At 41.2% G+C, this 17,191-nt stretch carries 15 protein-coding genes; 3 read left to right on the forward strand and 12 right to left on the reverse strand.

Going from position 1 to position 17,191, the window contains the following annotated elements; all coding sequences use genetic code 11:
* Positions 1-597 precede the first annotated feature (597 nt).
* Positions 598-2,988, reverse strand: a complete 2,391-nt coding sequence (locus BSO02S_RS24515; protein WP_169802795.1) for a M64 family metallopeptidase — start codon at positions 2,986-2,988, stop codon at positions 598-600.
* Between the two features lie 449 nt (positions 2,989-3,437).
* Between BSO02S_RS24515 and BSO02S_RS27365 the strand changes: the two genes are divergently transcribed.
* Positions 3,438-3,602, forward strand: a complete 165-nt coding sequence (locus BSO02S_RS27365; protein WP_157081505.1) for a hypothetical protein — start codon at positions 3,438-3,440, stop codon at positions 3,600-3,602.
* 332 nt (positions 3,603-3,934) lie between these two features.
* On the opposite strand, the gene BSO02S_RS26705 is transcribed toward BSO02S_RS27365, so the two are convergent.
* The 5 genes from BSO02S_RS26705 to BSO02S_RS24540 all read right to left on the reverse strand — a co-directional run bounded on the left by BSO02S_RS26705 (position 3,935) and on the right by BSO02S_RS24540 (position 8,482).
* Positions 3,935-4,078 (reverse strand): YvrJ family protein, encoded by a 144-nt coding sequence (locus BSO02S_RS26705; RefSeq protein ID WP_066093399.1) that lies wholly within the window; start codon positions 4,076-4,078, stop codon positions 3,935-3,937.
* 75 nt (positions 4,079-4,153) lie between these two features.
* A complete protein-coding gene (locus BSO02S_RS24525; RefSeq protein WP_066074154.1) occupies positions 4,154-4,372 on the reverse strand; it encodes a DUF2922 domain-containing protein in 219 nt (72 codons plus the stop codon).
* A 42-nt stretch (positions 4,373-4,414) separates the two neighbouring features.
* The gene (locus BSO02S_RS24530; RefSeq protein ID WP_066074157.1) at positions 4,415-4,633 is read right to left on the reverse strand and encodes a DUF1659 domain-containing protein; all 219 of its coding nucleotides are present in this window, start codon (positions 4,631-4,633) and stop codon (positions 4,415-4,417) included.
* A gap of 269 nt (positions 4,634-4,902) precedes the next feature.
* Positions 4,903-6,045, reverse strand: coding sequence for a YdcF family protein (locus BSO02S_RS24535; protein WP_066074160.1), 1,143 nt, complete (start codon positions 6,043-6,045; stop codon positions 4,903-4,905).
* A gap of 874 nt (positions 6,046-6,919) precedes the next feature.
* Positions 6,920-8,482, reverse strand: coding sequence for a sigma-54 interaction domain-containing protein (locus BSO02S_RS24540; RefSeq protein ID WP_066074163.1), 1,563 nt, complete (start codon positions 8,480-8,482; stop codon positions 6,920-6,922).
* A 180-nt stretch (positions 8,483-8,662) separates the two neighbouring features.
* Between BSO02S_RS24540 and pruA the strand changes: the two genes are divergently transcribed.
* A complete protein-coding gene (gene pruA / locus BSO02S_RS24545; RefSeq protein WP_425320369.1) occupies positions 8,663-10,207 on the forward strand; it encodes an L-glutamate gamma-semialdehyde dehydrogenase in 1,545 nt (514 codons plus the stop codon).
* A 41-nt stretch (positions 10,208-10,248) separates the two neighbouring features.
* Complete coding sequence (locus BSO02S_RS24550) at positions 10,249-11,226, forward strand: proline dehydrogenase family protein (RefSeq protein ID WP_066074170.1); 978 nt, start codon at positions 10,249-10,251, stop codon at positions 11,224-11,226.
* A 93-nt stretch (positions 11,227-11,319) separates the two neighbouring features.
* Here the strand turns inward: BSO02S_RS24550 and BSO02S_RS24555 are convergent, their stop codons facing one another.
* The 6 genes from BSO02S_RS24555 to BSO02S_RS26710 form a co-directional block, all read right to left on the reverse strand.
* Positions 11,320-12,006: a TetR family transcriptional regulator gene (locus BSO02S_RS24555; RefSeq protein ID WP_066074173.1), complete on the reverse strand. Its 687-nt coding sequence runs from the start codon at positions 12,004-12,006 to the stop codon at positions 11,320-11,322.
* Between the two features lie 228 nt (positions 12,007-12,234).
* Positions 12,235-13,527, reverse strand: a complete 1,293-nt coding sequence (locus tag BSO02S_RS24560) for an MFS transporter (protein WP_066074176.1) — start codon at positions 13,525-13,527, stop codon at positions 12,235-12,237.
* 27 nt (positions 13,528-13,554) lie between these two features.
* Positions 13,555-15,600, reverse strand: a complete 2,046-nt coding sequence (locus tag BSO02S_RS24565) for a CocE/NonD family hydrolase (RefSeq protein WP_066074180.1) — start codon at positions 15,598-15,600, stop codon at positions 13,555-13,557.
* A 557-nt stretch (positions 15,601-16,157) separates the two neighbouring features.
* On the reverse strand, positions 16,158-16,328 hold the full coding sequence (locus BSO02S_RS24570; protein WP_157081506.1) for a hypothetical protein: 171 nt from the start codon (positions 16,326-16,328) through the stop codon (positions 16,158-16,160).
* Between the two features lie 425 nt (positions 16,329-16,753).
* The gene (locus BSO02S_RS27370; protein ID WP_157081507.1) at positions 16,754-16,903 is read right to left on the reverse strand and encodes a hypothetical protein; all 150 of its coding nucleotides are present in this window, start codon (positions 16,901-16,903) and stop codon (positions 16,754-16,756) included.
* Between the two features lie 79 nt (positions 16,904-16,982).
* Positions 16,983-17,066: a YjcZ family sporulation protein gene (locus BSO02S_RS26710; RefSeq protein WP_235847004.1), complete on the reverse strand. Its 84-nt coding sequence runs from the start codon at positions 17,064-17,066 to the stop codon at positions 16,983-16,985.
* Positions 17,067-17,191: the final 125 nt, after the last annotated feature.

Genomic DNA, 17,191 nt, shown 5'->3' on the forward strand with positions numbered 1-17,191 from the left:
TATTCGAAATCTTTAGTTGGAAGAATCCTTAGGCATTGACAAATTAGCTTTTTTCGCCCTATACTCTTACTATTCAAGGTAAAAACTCCTTTGTAGAAGACTTGTTTGTTTAAGGGAACAAAACAGGGTCAACAACTTCTACAATAGGAGTTTTTTACTTATCTGTAAATACTATTTTTTGAAAATATGGGATTATTTTTAAGGTGTGCAAGACTAGTGTGCCTGACCCCCACTCAAATAAAAGTTTAAAGCGTTAAAGCGTAAAAGGCAAACAGAGGGGAAAGATGTTCCTCTCTTGAGACCATGGGGACGGTCCTCCCGGCATTTTTTACCTGCTTTGTTTAGGTGCGGCCACGCAAATCTCCCACCATTTCCATGTTCAGTGTTACCTTCTAGGCTACTGGACCAGCCCCCACTCGGCTTAAGTTTAAAAGCGGTTTAGTATGGAGGCCAGCGGCGGAACCGTCCCCATGGCAGAGATATGAAAGTAACTATTAATCTATCGCCTTCTGAACAAAAGAAAAATGGTCCACTTTACCGGCAGCGAAAAGGGACGGTCCTTCCGCTTCACAGCAGAAGAACCGTCCCCTGATTTAACTATAGCCCTTTACATTGGCCAGTTAAGGAGCCTGCTATTTTGTTTGCTGCTCCGAAATCATTGGCCTTTGAGCTATTACCTTCACATTCTACTTTTCCGGTGAATGTATTTCCAGATACGATTGGTCCGTATTCACCAAACTGTTTGTTAGCTGATACTTGGTTGTTATCGGCCAGGGTTAGCCCGCCGTTAAACTGATTTCCTGCTAATGTTACATTGCTGGAAGTCCCAGCGATTTGTGATTTTCCATTTACAGTGGTACCGAAAACTTGTACAACGTTCGCCTTGTTAACCGTCAAGCCGCCATTAATTGTACTGTTGAAAATCACTAATGATGCACCATTTTTAACGGTGACACCGCCGCGGACGACCGCGTCTTTGAGGCATGTTACACCTTTAGAAACAACCAGTCCGCCATTTTGGCTGCCGGTAACTGTTGTTGTACAATCAGGCATTTCTCCTGGTAAAACAGTTGCTTTAAATAATTCGGCATTTCCAATGTTACCGGTGGCATCAATCGCTCTATGCTCAACGGTATGCGTACCGAAGCCTGGCACGAATGGACCGCCAGGATCGCCGGCTTTGTAGGATTGTTCAAAGGTTGCCTTTGACAGTCCACCGGTTCCAAGGCTGCCGTATGTTAAGGCTTTGATATCCGTTCCGGAATGTGTGAACTTGAATGGTGTGCCATCCGGCTTCTCCGGGAATCCAAAATAGTTGAACCAGCCGTCATGATCTAAACGGAACTCGCCGACAACGAACCCTTTCTGGTCATCCTTTGGATTGAGCAGCATATCAAACTCGTTAAAGTACACATTGTGCTCAATCTTGCCGTCCAGTTTTACAAGCGGCTTGGAAAGAGTTCGCGGTGCTGTAGGCATTCCGTTGTCAACCATCCATTGTACTGTGTCCGATGGGCCGTTAGGATTGGCCGGATCTGTCAGGGTTGCCTTTAGCTGGGAGGCTCCCTTTGGCAAGTCAAACTTTCCAAGATTGAGAAGCTGGCTGTTGTTGGTCCCCTCTATTTTTTTACCATTAAGTTCCCAAGTTACGTTAAGCACGCGATCATTCGGATTGGTCGTTTCAACGAAAGCAATTTCGTTATTAGCTAACGGGTGATCCGTTACGGACGTATTGGTGAACTTCACATTAACATCCGTCTTTGGCAGCGGTTGTCCGACAGTCCATTCACGGGTCTGTGTCATCCTTGGACCATTCAAATAGTTCGGATCACGGACGAATTCCGTATTGTCTTTCACAGTTACTTTTATCTTGTCACCGTCTTTAACATTTAGTTCTTCAAGCTTGAGATGGCGGCTGTTATTCGTGTCCGGTACCTCTTTGCCGTTAATTTGCCAAGTCACATCAAGGGCTTGGAATCTTGGGTGCATCGTTTCCACCCATACCACATCTTTTGCTCCGACTTCGCCAACCTTAGTGGAAGCTAATGGCATTGCATTGGCATTACGCATACCGGTAATTCGCTGTGTCATTTGTTCTCTTCCGACTTGGTCAAAGTAGAAGCCGGTATGGCGCATCATCGAATGTTCACTTGGACGCCATACGTTGGAACTGTAATATACGCCGCTCTCATGCCCGTCCTGGTCGGCCGCACGGATAATACCGCCGGATTCACTTTCCTCGCCGAGCCAGCGCCACCATTTGGTTTGTTTTTCAGTCATCTCCTTGGAGGTAAGGCGGGTATGGTGAGTCGAACTAGGTTCCCTTTCAGGATGCGGACCACCTGGAACACCGCGGTCATAGTAGGCATATTCATCGTTCAAATTACCAAGTGAATGCCCGAGTTCGTGTAATGATACTAGCGGTCCTTGCGGGCTGCCGCCAGTGGTAGTTGCATGAACGCCGCCGATACCGCCATACGTAAAGGTGTTAGCAATGTTGAGTGTTTGAATATTTTGGGCATTAGCCGAGATGCCCAGTTCGGGTGCAACATAGTTGGCCAGAATGTCAGTGCGGGCCTTGTCACCGCCAGTACCATAGGTGACACCGCGGGCAAGCTTGTCTGCAGGGCACTTAGCTGCATATTGAAGATTGAAGACTGTGTCACGCCGGATGTTGCCATCATCCGGGTCACAACTGATGCCAGAGTCTTTGGATGGAGTTTGGATCATGTAGATGTTGAAGTAATAACGGTAGCTGCGGAATGGCTCTACACTCCACTGGACGTTCAAGTTTCTTTCCACATCCTGCTGGAATTTGTCCATTTCTTCGGCGGTATAACCATCGCCAAAGATAATAAGATTGAGTCGATCCTTTGCCGAACCGGTTACTTGAAGAGGGACCACTTTTACATCCCCAACTTTGAGTTCCGTTGCGGCATTTGTTTGTTGCAGATTCTGTTGCTGTGCCTTGACATCCGTTACAGTCAATCCTGTACCGGAGAACAGAAGCGCGGTACTTAGAACCACTGACTTAAGTAAAGACTTTCGTTTTAACATTCAAACCCACCCTTCTTTTCTACTAAATATTGGCATTATACCAATCCTATTTTAGCACAGGGTAGAAGCGGTTTCTAATAGTATTTTGAATTTTCTGATGAACAGTCCTTATGTCCTATGAGAGCGGGGGCGTTTTTCCTGCTTCTTTTAATGCATGGGGATGGTTTGGGTCGGGGGGACGGTTCTGGTGGCTATTTTTCTCATCTATAATTTCACGACTTCCTCATCAATTGGGTCTTTCGAGAGCCATGGGATCTGTCCCTGTGAAATATTTGAGTAGAAGTGGAAGTACTGAGGAAGCCCCAGGATGTTCCGGTAATATCCGAGAAGAAATGTCACATGGTATTTAATCAAACGATATTTTGAAGGAGGTTTCAGAGATGATGTACTTAGACCGAAATAACTTGCCGCCGACTTTTGGAGAATTGATGAAACGTGAGAGAGAAGAAGGTGAGAAAAAGGGATTAGAGAAAGGTTTAATTAAAGCGAGGAGAAAGTTAGCAAGGAAATTAATCCAAGACAATTTTCCGGATGAATATATTTAAGATCTGACAGAACTGGGCTTAGATGAAATTAAAACATTACGTGGACGATAGAATGTAGTCGTCGAATTTGGATGCCAGGTTCAATTATTTTGGGGGGCAGATCTCGACATACTTTTCTCTCAAATGGGGGTCAAAAATGAGTAGTGGAGCAGGCTGCGGCAGATTTAATCAAACGTTTGAAGGGCATTTCATGTGGGGAAATGGGTCGGAATTTGTCTGCGGTGCAGGTAAAAGGTCAATTTGTCATATAAGAGAGGGAAAGGACCTTACAAACCACCCTGCGCCGATACCAGCAGAGTGGTCCACCCTTCATCGCAGCGAAATAACTGAATCTATGATCTCGCATTCATCCGGTTGGGCAGTTCCTGAATCGATTGGACCACCGCATCTAGCTTGGATTCAATCCGATAGAGCAGATAGAGGGTCACAACAATCGGGAATCCGACCTGGCTGATGAATGAAATGACTTCTTCCACGAGTGCTCGCTCCTTTCTATGTTAAATGTGTTGTGAAGAAAGGCCGGCTTCTTTGCGAATCCGGCCTCTACCTTATTAAATAAGCTCGTAATCAGTCACATTGCGTTCGATGACTCTCGCTCCTTTTGCAGCCGCCAACTTACCACTGGCGGTTGTAAAAACTCCAGATGCAATAATCTGCTCCATGGATAATTTCACGACTTCCTCGTCAATCGGTTCTTTTGGATTATCTACCGAAATGCTTGCCGTCTTTCCAAACTCCGTGCCAAATTGTAATACCAATGTTTTTGCCATTTTCTTCACCTCCGATCATCAAAATTTCAACTTTCCAAACAATTAAGCTAAAATCTCCGTACTGTCATTGCGTTCCACTTTGTTTAGCGTGTCCTTGCACAAAACAGAGATTGCGAGTGAAGCTTGAAACAACTGATCAACCGTTGCTTCTTTTTTCACATTGCTAAATGTTTTAGCTTTGTAAAGTGGATTTCCTTCGTCATCCATCCCCGCTTCAAACACCATGCGAAGCTTCGTTCCTTGTAATAATGCGTTTGCCATTGTCGCCACCTCCTTTCACCTTCTATTTACGGTTTTAGAGGTGAAAAGGACAGGTGGGGTAAGATAATTTCTACATTTATTGTTAGAACCTTGGATGATATGGACTACATAAATTATGGGATGAGGAGGACAGTTTACAGGAACCTTGTCCCAGTTCAGTAATGATGTATCGGAATTAACCATGACGGGACACTTATGTTTATTAGGATCTCACTCATGTAAAAAAAGGCTAAACCAATAATAAAATGGTTTAGCCTTTGCTTGTAAGGTTAGCGCTGCTTATCCGGGTATTGCCAAATACCGAAAGATCTAATTAGATCGCGGTAAATAACCAGAGTTTCGTCTTTTGTTACTTTGTGGGCTTCCTCAATGGTTGGGTAGTCTAAGTAAACCACATTTGTGAATGCCCTATTACTATTTTTTGCATTCATTTTATCGTAAAAATTGCTTGCTTCAGTAAAGATCGTGAGTGCTCTTCTCATATGGCTTGCGCTTGTCACCAGCGTAACATCCTTCAAGCCTTCTTTTTCAAGGATAGCTGTTGCGAAGAGAGCATTTTCAACTGTGTCTGTTGATTTATCCTCTGTTAAAATCCGTTTTTCAGCTATACCCTTAGAAATGAGCCATTCCTTCATTAACTTTGCTTCTGTATTGCCTTGCTTCGGTACACCGCCGGTAACAATGATCTTGGAATTTGGATATTTGGTTGCTGCGGCAAGACCGGCTTTTAAGCGTTCAATTAATGGCTCTCTCATTGTTCCATCATCCGAAAGCGCATATCCAAGAATCACGATGGCGTGGTTGTTCTGTGGTAAATTTTCTGGAACTTTCGTGTTTAATGTGCTTTTCATAATAGCTTCTGTAGCAGAGAATTTTTCAAGATATTCATTGGTCTTGTGGGCGTCCAACCGTTTTAAATTGGAAATTGTCGATTTATAAGCCTTTTCATCCCCATTTACTTTTGAATAAACCCCGTATAGCAGATGTGCATTATAATTGTCAGGGTCCAAATTCAAAATCTGTTGGTAGGTCTTTAATGCCTCAGGGATTTTTTTCTGGATAATTTGTGTTGATGCAAGTGAGAATTTGAGATCTAAATCATAAGGGTCCAGATTGACAGCCTCATTATAAGCTGCTTCGACTACATCATATTTGCCTTTTAGGGTAATCCCTTTAAAAATTTCTTCTTCCGCCTGCTTAAGGTCGCCGCCATGCCAATAATAGTGCATGGCAATATCTTCTAGTTGATTGATTCTATAAGAGGTTGGTTCATCCGTTTTAATTGGGGCAATAATCGGATTCGGATTCGTTTCTTCCGCCATTTTTAAGCCAGGCGCCGCAAAAGCGGATGATAGGGTTATCGTTCCACATAAAGCAAAGATCAAGCCCAGTTTGCTTTTCATTTTTTTCATGTTATCTCTCCTCAAAAAATAATCTATTTTTTACGTTTGATTCCGAGCATGCCGACGTTCCGAAGTAGTGTAGGATTAGTTTTATACACCTCCTTTCAGGATAAATTCTCTAGGTGAATGTCTTGGTGAAGTATATTGAAAAAGCATAAAGCTTGTTCAAAAGGAGTGTGGGGACTAGATGAAAAACATGATCAACAAAAACAGGCAGGGGAACACAATGAAAAGGCCTGTCCTTTTCACACGTGCCGCCCTGCCTGATCGAATCAGTAACATGCGAATTATATTATTCACAAAATATTATAACAATTAATGAAAGTGTTTTAAAGGGTTAAAATACCTATTTTGGGTGGGAATTGGGAGATAGATTTTTAGAATTTTGGGGTCAGACAAACATGAAATTTTTTTATAATTTCACCACAGGGAATGAAAATTGAATTTTGGGGTCAGACCCCCGCTCTGATAAAGGTTTAAAGCAATTAGGCGTTTCGGTTAGGTATAGGAATCAACATGTATGCCGATATGACTATTAAAGTCAAACACAAAAGAGTAAGAGCAGAGCCCTTACTTTTTTGATTTAATGAGACATTGTTGGCTGTGGGTTCATAGCCATTTGGATTTCAAGGGCTGACATTTTAGGTCTCTACAGCCTCCAAAAACTTACTTTTTCCCAAAAAAAATCACCACAATAATCGATTGGTATACCTAAATAATGGTATCCGAATCGATTATTGTGGTGATACTCAGATATCAAGTGAATATTTTCCTTTTTGCAAAAGTAAGTTTCGACATTAAGCGGTCTTGATTTTACACTTTATGGAATCTTAAGTTGATGACATTGGGTCTGACCCCATTTTCGGGAACCGTCCCTGTGGAATTACAGCCCATATTTCTTCATTTTGTTATAAAGTGTTACCCGGGAGAAATTAAGCATTTTTGCGGCAGCTGATTTATTTCCATAGGTTTTTTTTAGGGCATCAATGATTTGTGACTTTTCCTCCACTTTAGGTTTCTCCGTGTCTATGAAAATAGTCGATTGATTCATGGAGTGTCTTCTAAACAATTCCTTTGGCAGTTGTTCTAATTTGATTTCATTATCATCTGTAAAGATCATGACTCGCTCAATTATATTTCTTAGCTGCCTGATATTGCCGTTCCACGGAAAGTGCATGAACGCTACCATCACTTCAGGAGCAATGGCGGGAACCGGCTTTCGGTATTTGATGGAAAACTCCTTTAAAAATAATTGGACTAGTTCGGGAATGTCCTCGTTTCTGTCTCTAAGAGGCGGGATGGGGATCGTAACTACATTCAGCCGATAATATAAATCTTCACGAAATAAACCTTCTTCCACCATTTTCTCCAAATCGCGGTTGGTTGCCGAAAGAATCCGTACGTCAATTGGAATAGATTGGTTTCCGCCAACTCGATAGTATTGTTTTTCCTGCAAGACTCGCAGCAATTTTACCTGAAGCTCTAACGGCATTTCCCCGATTTCATCGAGAAATAATGTTCCGCCTTTTGCCGTTCCTATCTTCCCAAGCTTTCCTTCTTTTATTGCACCAGTAAACGCTCCTTTTTCATAACCAAATAATTCACTTTCAAAGAGGGCGGAGGGAATGGCCCCGCAGTTAAGATCGACAAATGGTCCGTTGGAACGGGGACCTGCTTTGTGAATAGCCTGTGCAAATAACTCTTTGCCAACACCGCTTTCACCGGTAATCAAGACGGTTGCATCTGTAGGGGCGACCTTCTTAGACAAAGTAATGGAAGCATTTAATGCCTGGCTTCTCCCTTTGATTTTGTAAAAGGGATCCGTGTCATCTTTGTTCCCAATCTGACTTTCCAAATCTTGAATATAGGCAGTAGTGGTTGTAAGTTCATCATTTAGTTTTACAATTTCCGTAATATCCCTTTCAACGGAAATTCCTCCGAGTACTCTATCCATAATGACTATCGGTAAGGTGTTAATTAATACATGAACATCCTGCTGCGGCTGATTATAATGCCGGGTGACCCCTTTTCCTTCCTTCATTGTCGACATTAAAACAACAGAATCCTCCTTAAAGCGATGCGTAATTTGGGAGCCAATCATTTCCTCAGCGGAAGTTTCGTACAAATCTTCTGCCTTTGGATTCCATGCCACTACCTTTCCATCACGGTCAACAATTGTAATGGCATCATCAACGGCTCGAAGGAGGGTTTGATAAACGGCCGACATCTTTTGCCACTCTTGAAAAATAGCAGTTATTAATGAAGTAAAGGGAACCCTGCGTACCAGCCTTTGTGCTTCATCAACAAGAACGATATCCTGGTCAGGAACGAGTTCCCCAACCTCTGAAAGCAAAGTGTCTTCAGGGTATCGTTTCATTTTTTCTGTAGGAATCTCTTCATCTAAAGGAAGAGAAATGGATAAAAGAGTAACTTTTTCTTTTAACATAACGATCCCCTTATCAGTGTTTAAATACTTTACAAAAGTGTATACAGTTTACACCTCGTTTACACTTTTGTAAATAATAAATATACATAATTTTTAAAAAACTGTGCAGCATGTGGTTTTTACTTTTGGCACAGAAATTGCATTAATATAAAGCAGCAAGATATGAAGGAGGAAAAAATAATGCAGCCTTATAAACATGAACCTTTTACTGACTTTTTAAATGAGGAGAACATAAACGCTTTTAATCAAGCATTAGACCTAGTAAACGCTCAGCTTGGAAAAGAATATCCTCTAACCATTGGCGGAGAAAAGATTGTTACGGATCACAAAATTACATCCTATAACCCTGCGAATAAGAATGAAGTCGTTGGGGTTGTTTCAAAAGCCAGCCAAGATTTGGCTGAAAAAGCCATGCAATCGGCAGTGGAAGCTTTTGAATCATGGAAAAACTTCCAACCGGCAGGACGAGCTGACATTCTGTTCCGTGCGGCAGCAATCATACGCCGCCGTAAACATGAATTTTCTGCCTATCTTGTAAAAGAAGCGGGAAAGCCACGGACAGAAGCAGATGCTGATACAGCTGAAGCCATTGATTTCCTTGAATTTTATGCACGCCAAATGGTGATGCTGCAAAATGGTGTACCAGTGCAAAGCCGGGAAGGGGAACGAAATCAATTCCATTACATTCCGCTGGGTGTTGGTGTGATTATTTCTCCTTTTAATTTCCCGCTTGCTATTATGGCTGGAACAACTGTGGCTGCAATTGTGGCAGGAAACACTGTTCTTCTAAAGCCGTCCAATAACACACCGGTTGTAGCAGCAAAGTTTGTGGAAGTAATGGAGGAAGCCGGGCTTCCAAAAGGAGTGCTGAATTTCGTACCTGGAAGTGGAGCCGAGATTGGTGATTATCTTGTAGACCATCCAAAAACCCGATTTGTTTCTTTTACTGGATCACGGGAAGTTGGCTGCCGTATTTATGAGCGGGCAGCAAAAGTACATCCAGGGCAAATTTGGCTAAAGCGTTTGATAGCTGAAATGGGTGGGAAAAACACGATTGTCGTCGATAAAGATGCCGATTTGAATCTTGCAGCAACATCAATTGTCTATTCTGCTTTCGGTTTTTCAGGCCAAAAATGCTCTGCCGGGTCAAGAGTCGTCATTCACCAGGAGGTATATGATCAAGTAGTAACGAAAGCCGTGGAATTAACAAAAACGCTGACGGTCGGCAACCCAGAAGACGCGGGTACATATATGGGACCTGTCATTGATCAAGCAGCATTTAACAAGATCATGAACTATATTGAAATTGGGAAAAGTGAAGGCAACCTAATGGCTGGCGGAAAAGGGGATGATTCTCGGGGCTATTTCATTCAGCCTACCATTATTGCTGATGTGAACGAAAAGGCGCGTATCATGCAGGAGGAGATTTTTGGACCTGTTGTTGCTATTTGCAAAGCAGATGATTTTGATCATATGATGGAAATCGCCAATAATACGGACTATGGCTTAACCGGTGCGTTGATTTCAAACAATCGCGAACAGATTGAAAGGGCCAGAAAAGAATTCCATGTAGGTAACTTGTATTTTAATAGAGGATGTACAGGTGCGATTGTTGGCTATCAGCCGTTTGGCGGATTCAATATGTCAGGTACAGATTCTAAAGCCGGGGGTCCGGATTACCTTTTACTTCATATGCAGGCAAAGACGACATCAGAAATGTTGTAAATGGATGTAGACAGCAGAGAAATAGGCGAGGTGTATATAGGATGTTGAAAGATTTTTTTATCGCGTTATCACAAAACAAACTTCTTAACAGTGCCGCTAAAAAATATGGTTTAAAAATGGGGGCGCAAAGTGTTGTAGCAGGTACAAATATTGAAGAAGCCATCAAAAGCATTAAAGAGTTGAATGCGCATGGTATTTCATGTACGGTCGATAACTTGGGGGAATTTGTCTTTAAAGAGGAAGAGGCAATTGCTGCAAGAGATCAAATCCTAAAAGTTATCGAAGCGATTCATACCAATAAAGTGGATGCACATATCTCTTTAAAACCGACTCAATTGGGCTTGGACATTGAGTACTCCTTTTGTTTAAGTAACCTAAGGGAAATCGTTAATCACGCCCATCAGTATGGTATTTTCGTTAATATTGATATGGAGGATTATGGACACTTAAAGCCATCGTTTGATCTTTTAGATGAACTTTCTTTGGAATATGATAATGTCGGAACGGTTATCCAGGCATACTTCTATCAATCACAGGAAAACATTGAAAAGTATAAAGATTATCGCCTTCGCATCGTAAAAGGTGCCTATAAAGAACCTGCGGAGTATGTGTACCAGGACAAGAAAGATATTGATCAAAACTTTATTAAATTGATTGAATGGCACCTGTTAAATGGAAAATTCACTTCCATTGCAACCCATGACCACAAAATCATAAATCATGTAAAAGATTTTGTAAAAAGAAATCATATTCCAAACGATCAATTTGAATTCCAAATGCTTTACGGCTTTAGAAAGGATCTTCAATTGAAGCTGGCAAGTGAAGGCAACAATTTCTGCACGTATGTCCCATTTGGAAACGATTGGTACGGTTACTTTATGCGCCGTCTTGCAGAAAGACCTCAAAACCTAAACCTTGTAGCCAAGCAAGTCTTTAATAAAAAGACAAACACCAGGATTGGCTTAGCAGCGGGTATCTTTGCATTAGGTAGATTATCAAAGGCAAGCAAGAAAAAGTAAAGGTAAAGGAATTAAATGGAGGGAGTTCCTGTTTTTGAACTCCTTCCGATTTAGAAACGTGGCCTTTTGGGGGATAACGGACCTAAGAAACTATCATAGATTGGCATGATCTAATTTGTTTAAAAGGAAAAGATTCGCATGGTTAACAATTTCACTTATGTAGATCATGGTGACTTTTGCTGCTGTTTGGGGCTCGTAGCTTTTTCGATTATTTAAGATATTTGTAAGCATTCCCTGCCATACCAAAATGGTCAATTCATTAATCGCATCCACATTTTCCTCTTTAATGTAGCCTTCTCTTAGCGCCAACTCTAAAAAGGATCGTCCCCTTTTTGACACATTACGTTGGAATAGGGTTGTCTTTAATTCCTCGGGTATATTAACCAAGTCAGACGGATAGATTTTATAATAGTCTTCGAGCAGCTTTTCAGGTTGATCGCCTAAGTCCATAATAAATACAGCATGAAAAATTTGTGGCTGCTTAAAGGAGTGCTGGCAAAAACATTCCCATGCCAATAGGTATTTTTCAACGGGATTAGTTCCTTTCTCAATATAAACAGCCACTTCATCGGTATAGCTCTTCAAGAATTTCATTGAAGCGAAAAAGATTAAATGGGAGACCTCAGAAAAATATTGATAAATAGTTGCACTATTATAGCCCGCTTTATCCGCAACTTTTCTTATTGTTACTTTCTCTAAACCTTCTTCTTCGATAATCTCAGCGGTTGCGTCCACAAAGTATTTCCACATACGGCCCATTTTTATTTCTTTCTTATTCATATCTATTCCCCCTTTCATTTTAAAACGATCTATTAAATGGTTTGCAGGACAAAAATTGATGTTTAATAAATTATACTATAAAATGGAAACTGCAAAACTATGATTCCGCAATGAAAATGGATAAAAATAAAAAGCTGGTAAAAAACAAAATGTTTATCGCCAGCTTTTTCTATTTGAGGAGACTTCTATGAAGACCTCTTTATTCTATCACTTGGCCGCTTGTCTGGTCTAACTTGCCTTCCTTTCTTTTCGGTGCAAATCTATTTCCAGCCGCTTTTCTTTTGTTACTTTACGCCAAATAAGGGCTGTAATGAATCCAACAATCGTTAGGCCAAGCAGGATTGTAAATAACACTTTGTAACCGGTAATACCACCCCAATGGTCCAAACATGCACCTGCAATAATTGGCATAAAGATTTCTCCGCTATAGCCAATAATCATTAATGGTATAGCGACTGTTCCTGTTATTTCAACTGGATAATCTCCTTCCACCAAAATCGCGAAGTGCGTTGCCTGTAAGGCATACATGGCTACATAAACAATCGCGATAAAGACTAACAGTAATAAGATAAGAGAAGGCTTTCCAGGTAAAAGAATGAGAGCGGCTAACCCGGCTGCCAATAAACCATAGGCAATAAGGACCATATTCGAAATCCCAATTCGATCCCCGATAATTCCAGAGGTAAAACTTCCGACTGGGCGGCAATATTGAGAAAAGTAACCCAGTGCTGCGGCAATGATGGTGGAAGCACCAAAGGCAGCGTGTGCATAAGGAGTAATATAATAGAAACTATTAATCATGGCATAAGATGTTAAAATAAGAATCGCTGCCAACCAGGTTGTTGGCATTTTGAGAATCTTCCAAAGTACATCCCATTTGAATTTATTATCGGGCTTTTCTATTATCCGATCATGGCTGTGGTTTTCGCTAGGATCCTTATAGAGTAACATAATTATTATCCCTAAAAGCACACAAATGACGGAATAGAAAATGATCACAGATGACAATGCCACTTTTTCACTCATTTGCTTTGACAAAAAGGCGAAGATTCCTAATACCAAAGCAGATTCAATTACTTTGGAAGCACCGCGTCCGCCTTCAAAAAAGCCGAAAGCTTTTCCTTGTTCATTTTCAGCTGCTAACGAACGGACGGCTTTTATTAACGCTACCCAAAAGGTCATGATGGAGGTTATTCCCCAAGCCCCATAAATTAAGAGCAATACAGGGTAAGGTGGATACAAGAGCAATAAAAAGCCTAGGGCTCCTGTCGCGATTAAGGAGATCGTCAATAAATGTTTCGTTTTCCACCGATCTGCCACATATCCTCCAAAGATATAGGAAATCAAACAAGTTATTCCAAACACACTTCCGAGTGACCCCATTTGTGTATTGGTTAAGTGAAAGTCCGTTAGAAATACATCATAATAATAGTTTCGAAAATAGGGCAATGTATAAATCATTTCACCCGCAATAATTAAAATGATTAAAGTAGGTATATTTTTCCTTAGCTTTCCTTCCATCCCTTTTCCCACCATTCATTGGCTTTTTTAAAGTCCTAACCGTTTAATCTTTTGATCCCAGCTCTTATGAAATGCCGGCTGATCGTTTTCTTTAACATCCATTTCCCCAACAATCATAAAGTTTTCCGCATCAGAAGTTTGCGAAACAGTAATGTCAGCGTCAATCCACCAGCCTTCACGGCCAATTTTCATTTTTTGATAAATGGTATATTTTGCGGAAAGAGGATCTCCGTTGCTTAATGTCAACTCTCGTCTCAAATTGTGTTCAACCGTAACATCGACGTCATCAAAGCGATAAACCCCTTCACCAAATACCCCGCCAACACCATTAGTTATGCAACTCCATGTATCCGATACAATATCGTAGGAAATAGAACGATCGACTTTTCCCTCTGAAAGTACTGTTGTAGGAGTTAATGGTGCACTTTGAGGACACATATTTGGTCCTGTTACACGGCTTCCATTAAAGATTGGCAGTGAGAACTTAGCGGTTTCAAGATTCAGAGTAAGTGTTGCATCCTCAGGCATTGTCCAAAACATTGGCCAAAAAGTAGTTGCAATCGATAAACGTACCCGGTGCCCGGCTTTAAACTTATGCCCGCAACAGTCTAAATTTACAAATGCAGTTACCTTTTCACCTGGGGTTAACACGTTTACATGGTCATGTCCATTTAAATGGGTTAGATTCATTACTCCATAAGAAACACGGGTAACAGCTCCATCTGGGGCCACATCTGATAATTGGGCAAAGAGCATGGCCTTTGGTTTGTCACTCGTTAATTGTACTTCAAATCGCGGATAACCCACTATTTCCAATGGACTTTCTAAGACATCTCCAACAAACACCATCGCCATCCCATCATCCAATCGTTGGTCTGACGGAGTTTCTCCCGGTACTCCGGCACCCATCCATTCACCTGATAATAGGCCATGATTTAATGGTGTTTTTAACAACACTTGCTCTTCGTTCTCGTCTCTTTCTTCCAGTAATTTACCATGCGTCAATTGATACGTCTTTGTATGAACTTCATTTGATGGCCATGAATCGAGCCCGACCCATTCTCCTTTACTAACCGGTTTAATTGAAGAGGGAGGCATACTTTCCTCAAGCCATACATTCACCATTGGCCCATCCATCACGTCATTGTCTATTCCTTTTAGCCAATGATCCCACCATTTAACAGCTTCCTGTAAAAATCCCAATGCCGGTCCCGGAACGCCATCATGAGGATAAACGTGAGCCCAAGGTCCAATAATCCCTTTTCTAGGAACTGATAGACCTTCAATTAAACTTAATACCGTATTTGTATAAGAGTCTTCCCAGCCATCGATACCGAGAACAGGTACTTGAATGTCATCGTAATTTTCACCAACTGAACCATGCTTCCAATAATCATCTCTTGTTTGATGCTCCATCCATTGTGCCATCCATAAGGGCATTTCCTCTAATCTTTCCAGCCATTTTTCACGCCAGCTGCCCCCGACAATATTCGGATCAAGCGGACGCACCTGATAGGCTAACATAATCGCTCCCCACCAGAAGTTGTCATTTAGGAGGCAGCCGCCTTTATAGTGAATATCATTGTTATACCGGTCATCGGTGAACCCAAGAGTAATAATTGCTTTTAAATTTTTGGGTCTTCTTGCTGCAACTTGTAGAGAATTAAAGCCCCCCCAGGATTTGCCCATCATACCGATATTTCCATCACACCAATTTTGATTTGCCATCCATTCAATTACTTCCAGGGCATCATCGTGTTCTTGTTTTAAGTATTCATCTCTTAAGAGACCGTCCGATTCCCCTGAACCTCTTATATCAACTCTCACAACGGCATAACCATGTCCGGCAAAATAGCCATGCATCGGTTCATCTCTTGCCCTTGTACCGTCTGTTTTTCGATAAGGAAGGTACTCTAAAATGGCAGGGACTTTTTGTCCTTCCGCAACTTCAGGCAGCCAGATACGACTCGAAAGTCTAGTTCCGTCTTTTAATTCAATCCAAGTGTTTTCAATCGTTTGGTACGTATAAGGAAACTCCGTTATAATTTCCCTCTCCTTATATTCTGTGGACATTGCTCCATCCTCCTATTAGTTACTTTCCATAGTGATCCACTGCAAAGTTGTCATTTTAACTAGATAAAGCGCTACCAAAAACAATTAATCTAAATAACAAAAATAATCACTATAAAATATCTAATCATGATTAAAAATGTGTATGCCTAGTATATCACCCGAAAATACTCCGCGCAACTTGGAATTTTCTAAATAGTGGGCAAATAATCGCGGTGCCATTAAGGTGCCTGGCACGCCCCGGATTTTGTCGAAGATTGATAGGTAATTAATGTAGTAGAACAGGGGTGGCTGTGTTGTGATTCTTCTTTTCCTTTGAAGGAAGGAGGGAGGGAAGGAGGGAAGAAATTTTGGGGTCAGACCCCCGCTCTGATAAAGGTTTAAAGCGATAAAGCGTTTCGGTTAGGTGTAGGAATCAACAGGTATGCGGATATGACTAAAGTCAAACACAAAAGAGTAAGAGCTGCTAGCAGGCCCTTACTCTTTTGTTTTAATGAGACATTGTTGGCTGTGGGTTCATAGCCATTTGGATCTCAAGGGCTGACATTTTAGGTAATTGATCAACAAATTCTCATAATGTTCTTTTGAGCAAAACGAAATGCCTCAATTTCATAGGTAGGAAGGTATTTCCGTTCTTTTCGCCGAATCAACTGATAGAGTCTTAAAAGATAGAGGTCATCTTTCTTACCAGATAACGGAGCAATGCCAACATTCGTGTTAATAGGGCTCACTATGAAACCTTCGAAACTCATTCCTTTTAGTACTTCTTTCGGAAAACAACCTATCCCACGCTGGAAATCAAGCAAATGATTTGGAAATCCAAGAAGGAGAATGGGTGAAAGGTATTGCTGATATACGCGGAAATGCAAATTATTGAAATTGTAAATATCGCAGCATTCAACTTACCATTCGTGGGAACAAGTGCTTGAAAGAAGAACAGCTGTCAAATTCGGCAGCTGTTTTTCGTTATGCATTTTTTTGCGCTGTTTAGATTGAAAAACAAAGTGAGTAAGGTTTATGTTGTAAAAAGTGGAGGGGCTCCTCACTCATTTTTTGATAATATTCCCTTGAGACAGATTAGTATGCTTTCTTTTGTCTCTCTGCTATAAAGGGATGATATCTCTCATGGAAACCCCTGTTTAAATCATTTGCTTACTCAGAATCCGCGTCGTCTTCTATCGAATTCAAACCGTCTTCTTCTCTCAAGTTCGATTTCAATTTCAATGGGGAAAAACCGTCTTCTTCTTCTAAAGCCGTCACGAAAAAACCTGTCTCTTCGATCAAATCCTCTAAATCCAAATGCCATTTAATTCATCCTCCGTTCATTTCAGACGTTGATATTCAATAGGACAGTTTAATTTAACCTGCCTTAAGTTCTGTACAATTTAGTAGCCGCCGCTCATAAAAGAAGCTCCTACAATGATAAGGAGAATAAACAATACAACGATTAACGCAAAACCGCTTCCCATTCCATCACCCATGTATAACACCCCCAGCAATTATTTATTTAAACAAACTTACTCATTGGCAAAAATCATATCGTTAGGTTTAATAACGAATTAACAGAAGCTGGATAGTACGATAATTAGCAAAA

Origin of the sequence: Neobacillus soli NBRC 102451 (assembly GCF_001591665.1) — a bacterium.
Classification (GTDB): domain Bacteria; phylum Bacillota; class Bacilli; order Bacillales; family Cytobacillaceae; genus Neobacillus; species Neobacillus soli.

Bases quoted from the DNA above. Each gene is read 5' to 3' on its own strand.
- BSO02S_RS27365 (WP_157081505.1), top strand. From the start codon at position 3,438: ATGATGTACTTAGACCGAAATAACTTGCCGCCGACTTTTGGAGAATTG.
- BSO02S_RS24525 (WP_066074154.1), bottom strand. From the start codon at position 4,372: ATGGCAAAAACATTGGTATTACAATTTGGCACGGAGTTTGGAAAGACG.
- BSO02S_RS24540 (WP_066074163.1), bottom strand. From the start codon at position 8,482: ATGTTAAAAGAAAAAGTTACTCTTTTATCCATTTCTCTTCCTTTAGAT.
- BSO02S_RS24560 (WP_066074176.1), bottom strand. From the start codon at position 13,527: ATGGAAGGAAAGCTAAGGAAAAATATACCTACTTTAATCATTTTAATT.
- BSO02S_RS24565 (WP_066074180.1), bottom strand. From the start codon at position 15,600: ATGTCCACAGAATATAAGGAGAGGGAAATTATAACGGAGTTTCCTTAT.
- BSO02S_RS24555 (WP_066074173.1), bottom strand. From the start codon at position 12,006: ATGAATAAGAAAGAAATAAAAATGGGCCGTATGTGGAAATACTTTGTG.
- BSO02S_RS27370 (WP_157081507.1), bottom strand. From the start codon at position 16,903: ATGGCATTTGGATTTAGAGGATTTGATCGAAGAGACAGGTTTTTTCGT.
- BSO02S_RS24535 (WP_066074160.1), bottom strand. From the start codon at position 6,045: ATGAAAAAAATGAAAAGCAAACTGGGCTTGATCTTTGCTTTATGTGGA.
- BSO02S_RS24530 (WP_066074157.1), bottom strand. From the start codon at position 4,633: ATGGCAAACGCATTATTACAAGGAACGAAGCTTCGCATGGTGTTTGAA.
- pruA (WP_425320369.1), top strand. From the start codon at position 8,663: ATGCAGCCTTATAAACATGAACCTTTTACTGACTTTTTAAATGAGGAG.
- BSO02S_RS24550 (WP_066074170.1), top strand. From the start codon at position 10,249: ATGTTGAAAGATTTTTTTATCGCGTTATCACAAAACAAACTTCTTAAC.
- BSO02S_RS26710 (WP_235847004.1), bottom strand. From the start codon at position 17,066: ATGGGAAGCGGTTTTGCGTTAATCGTTGTATTGTTTATTCTCCTTATC.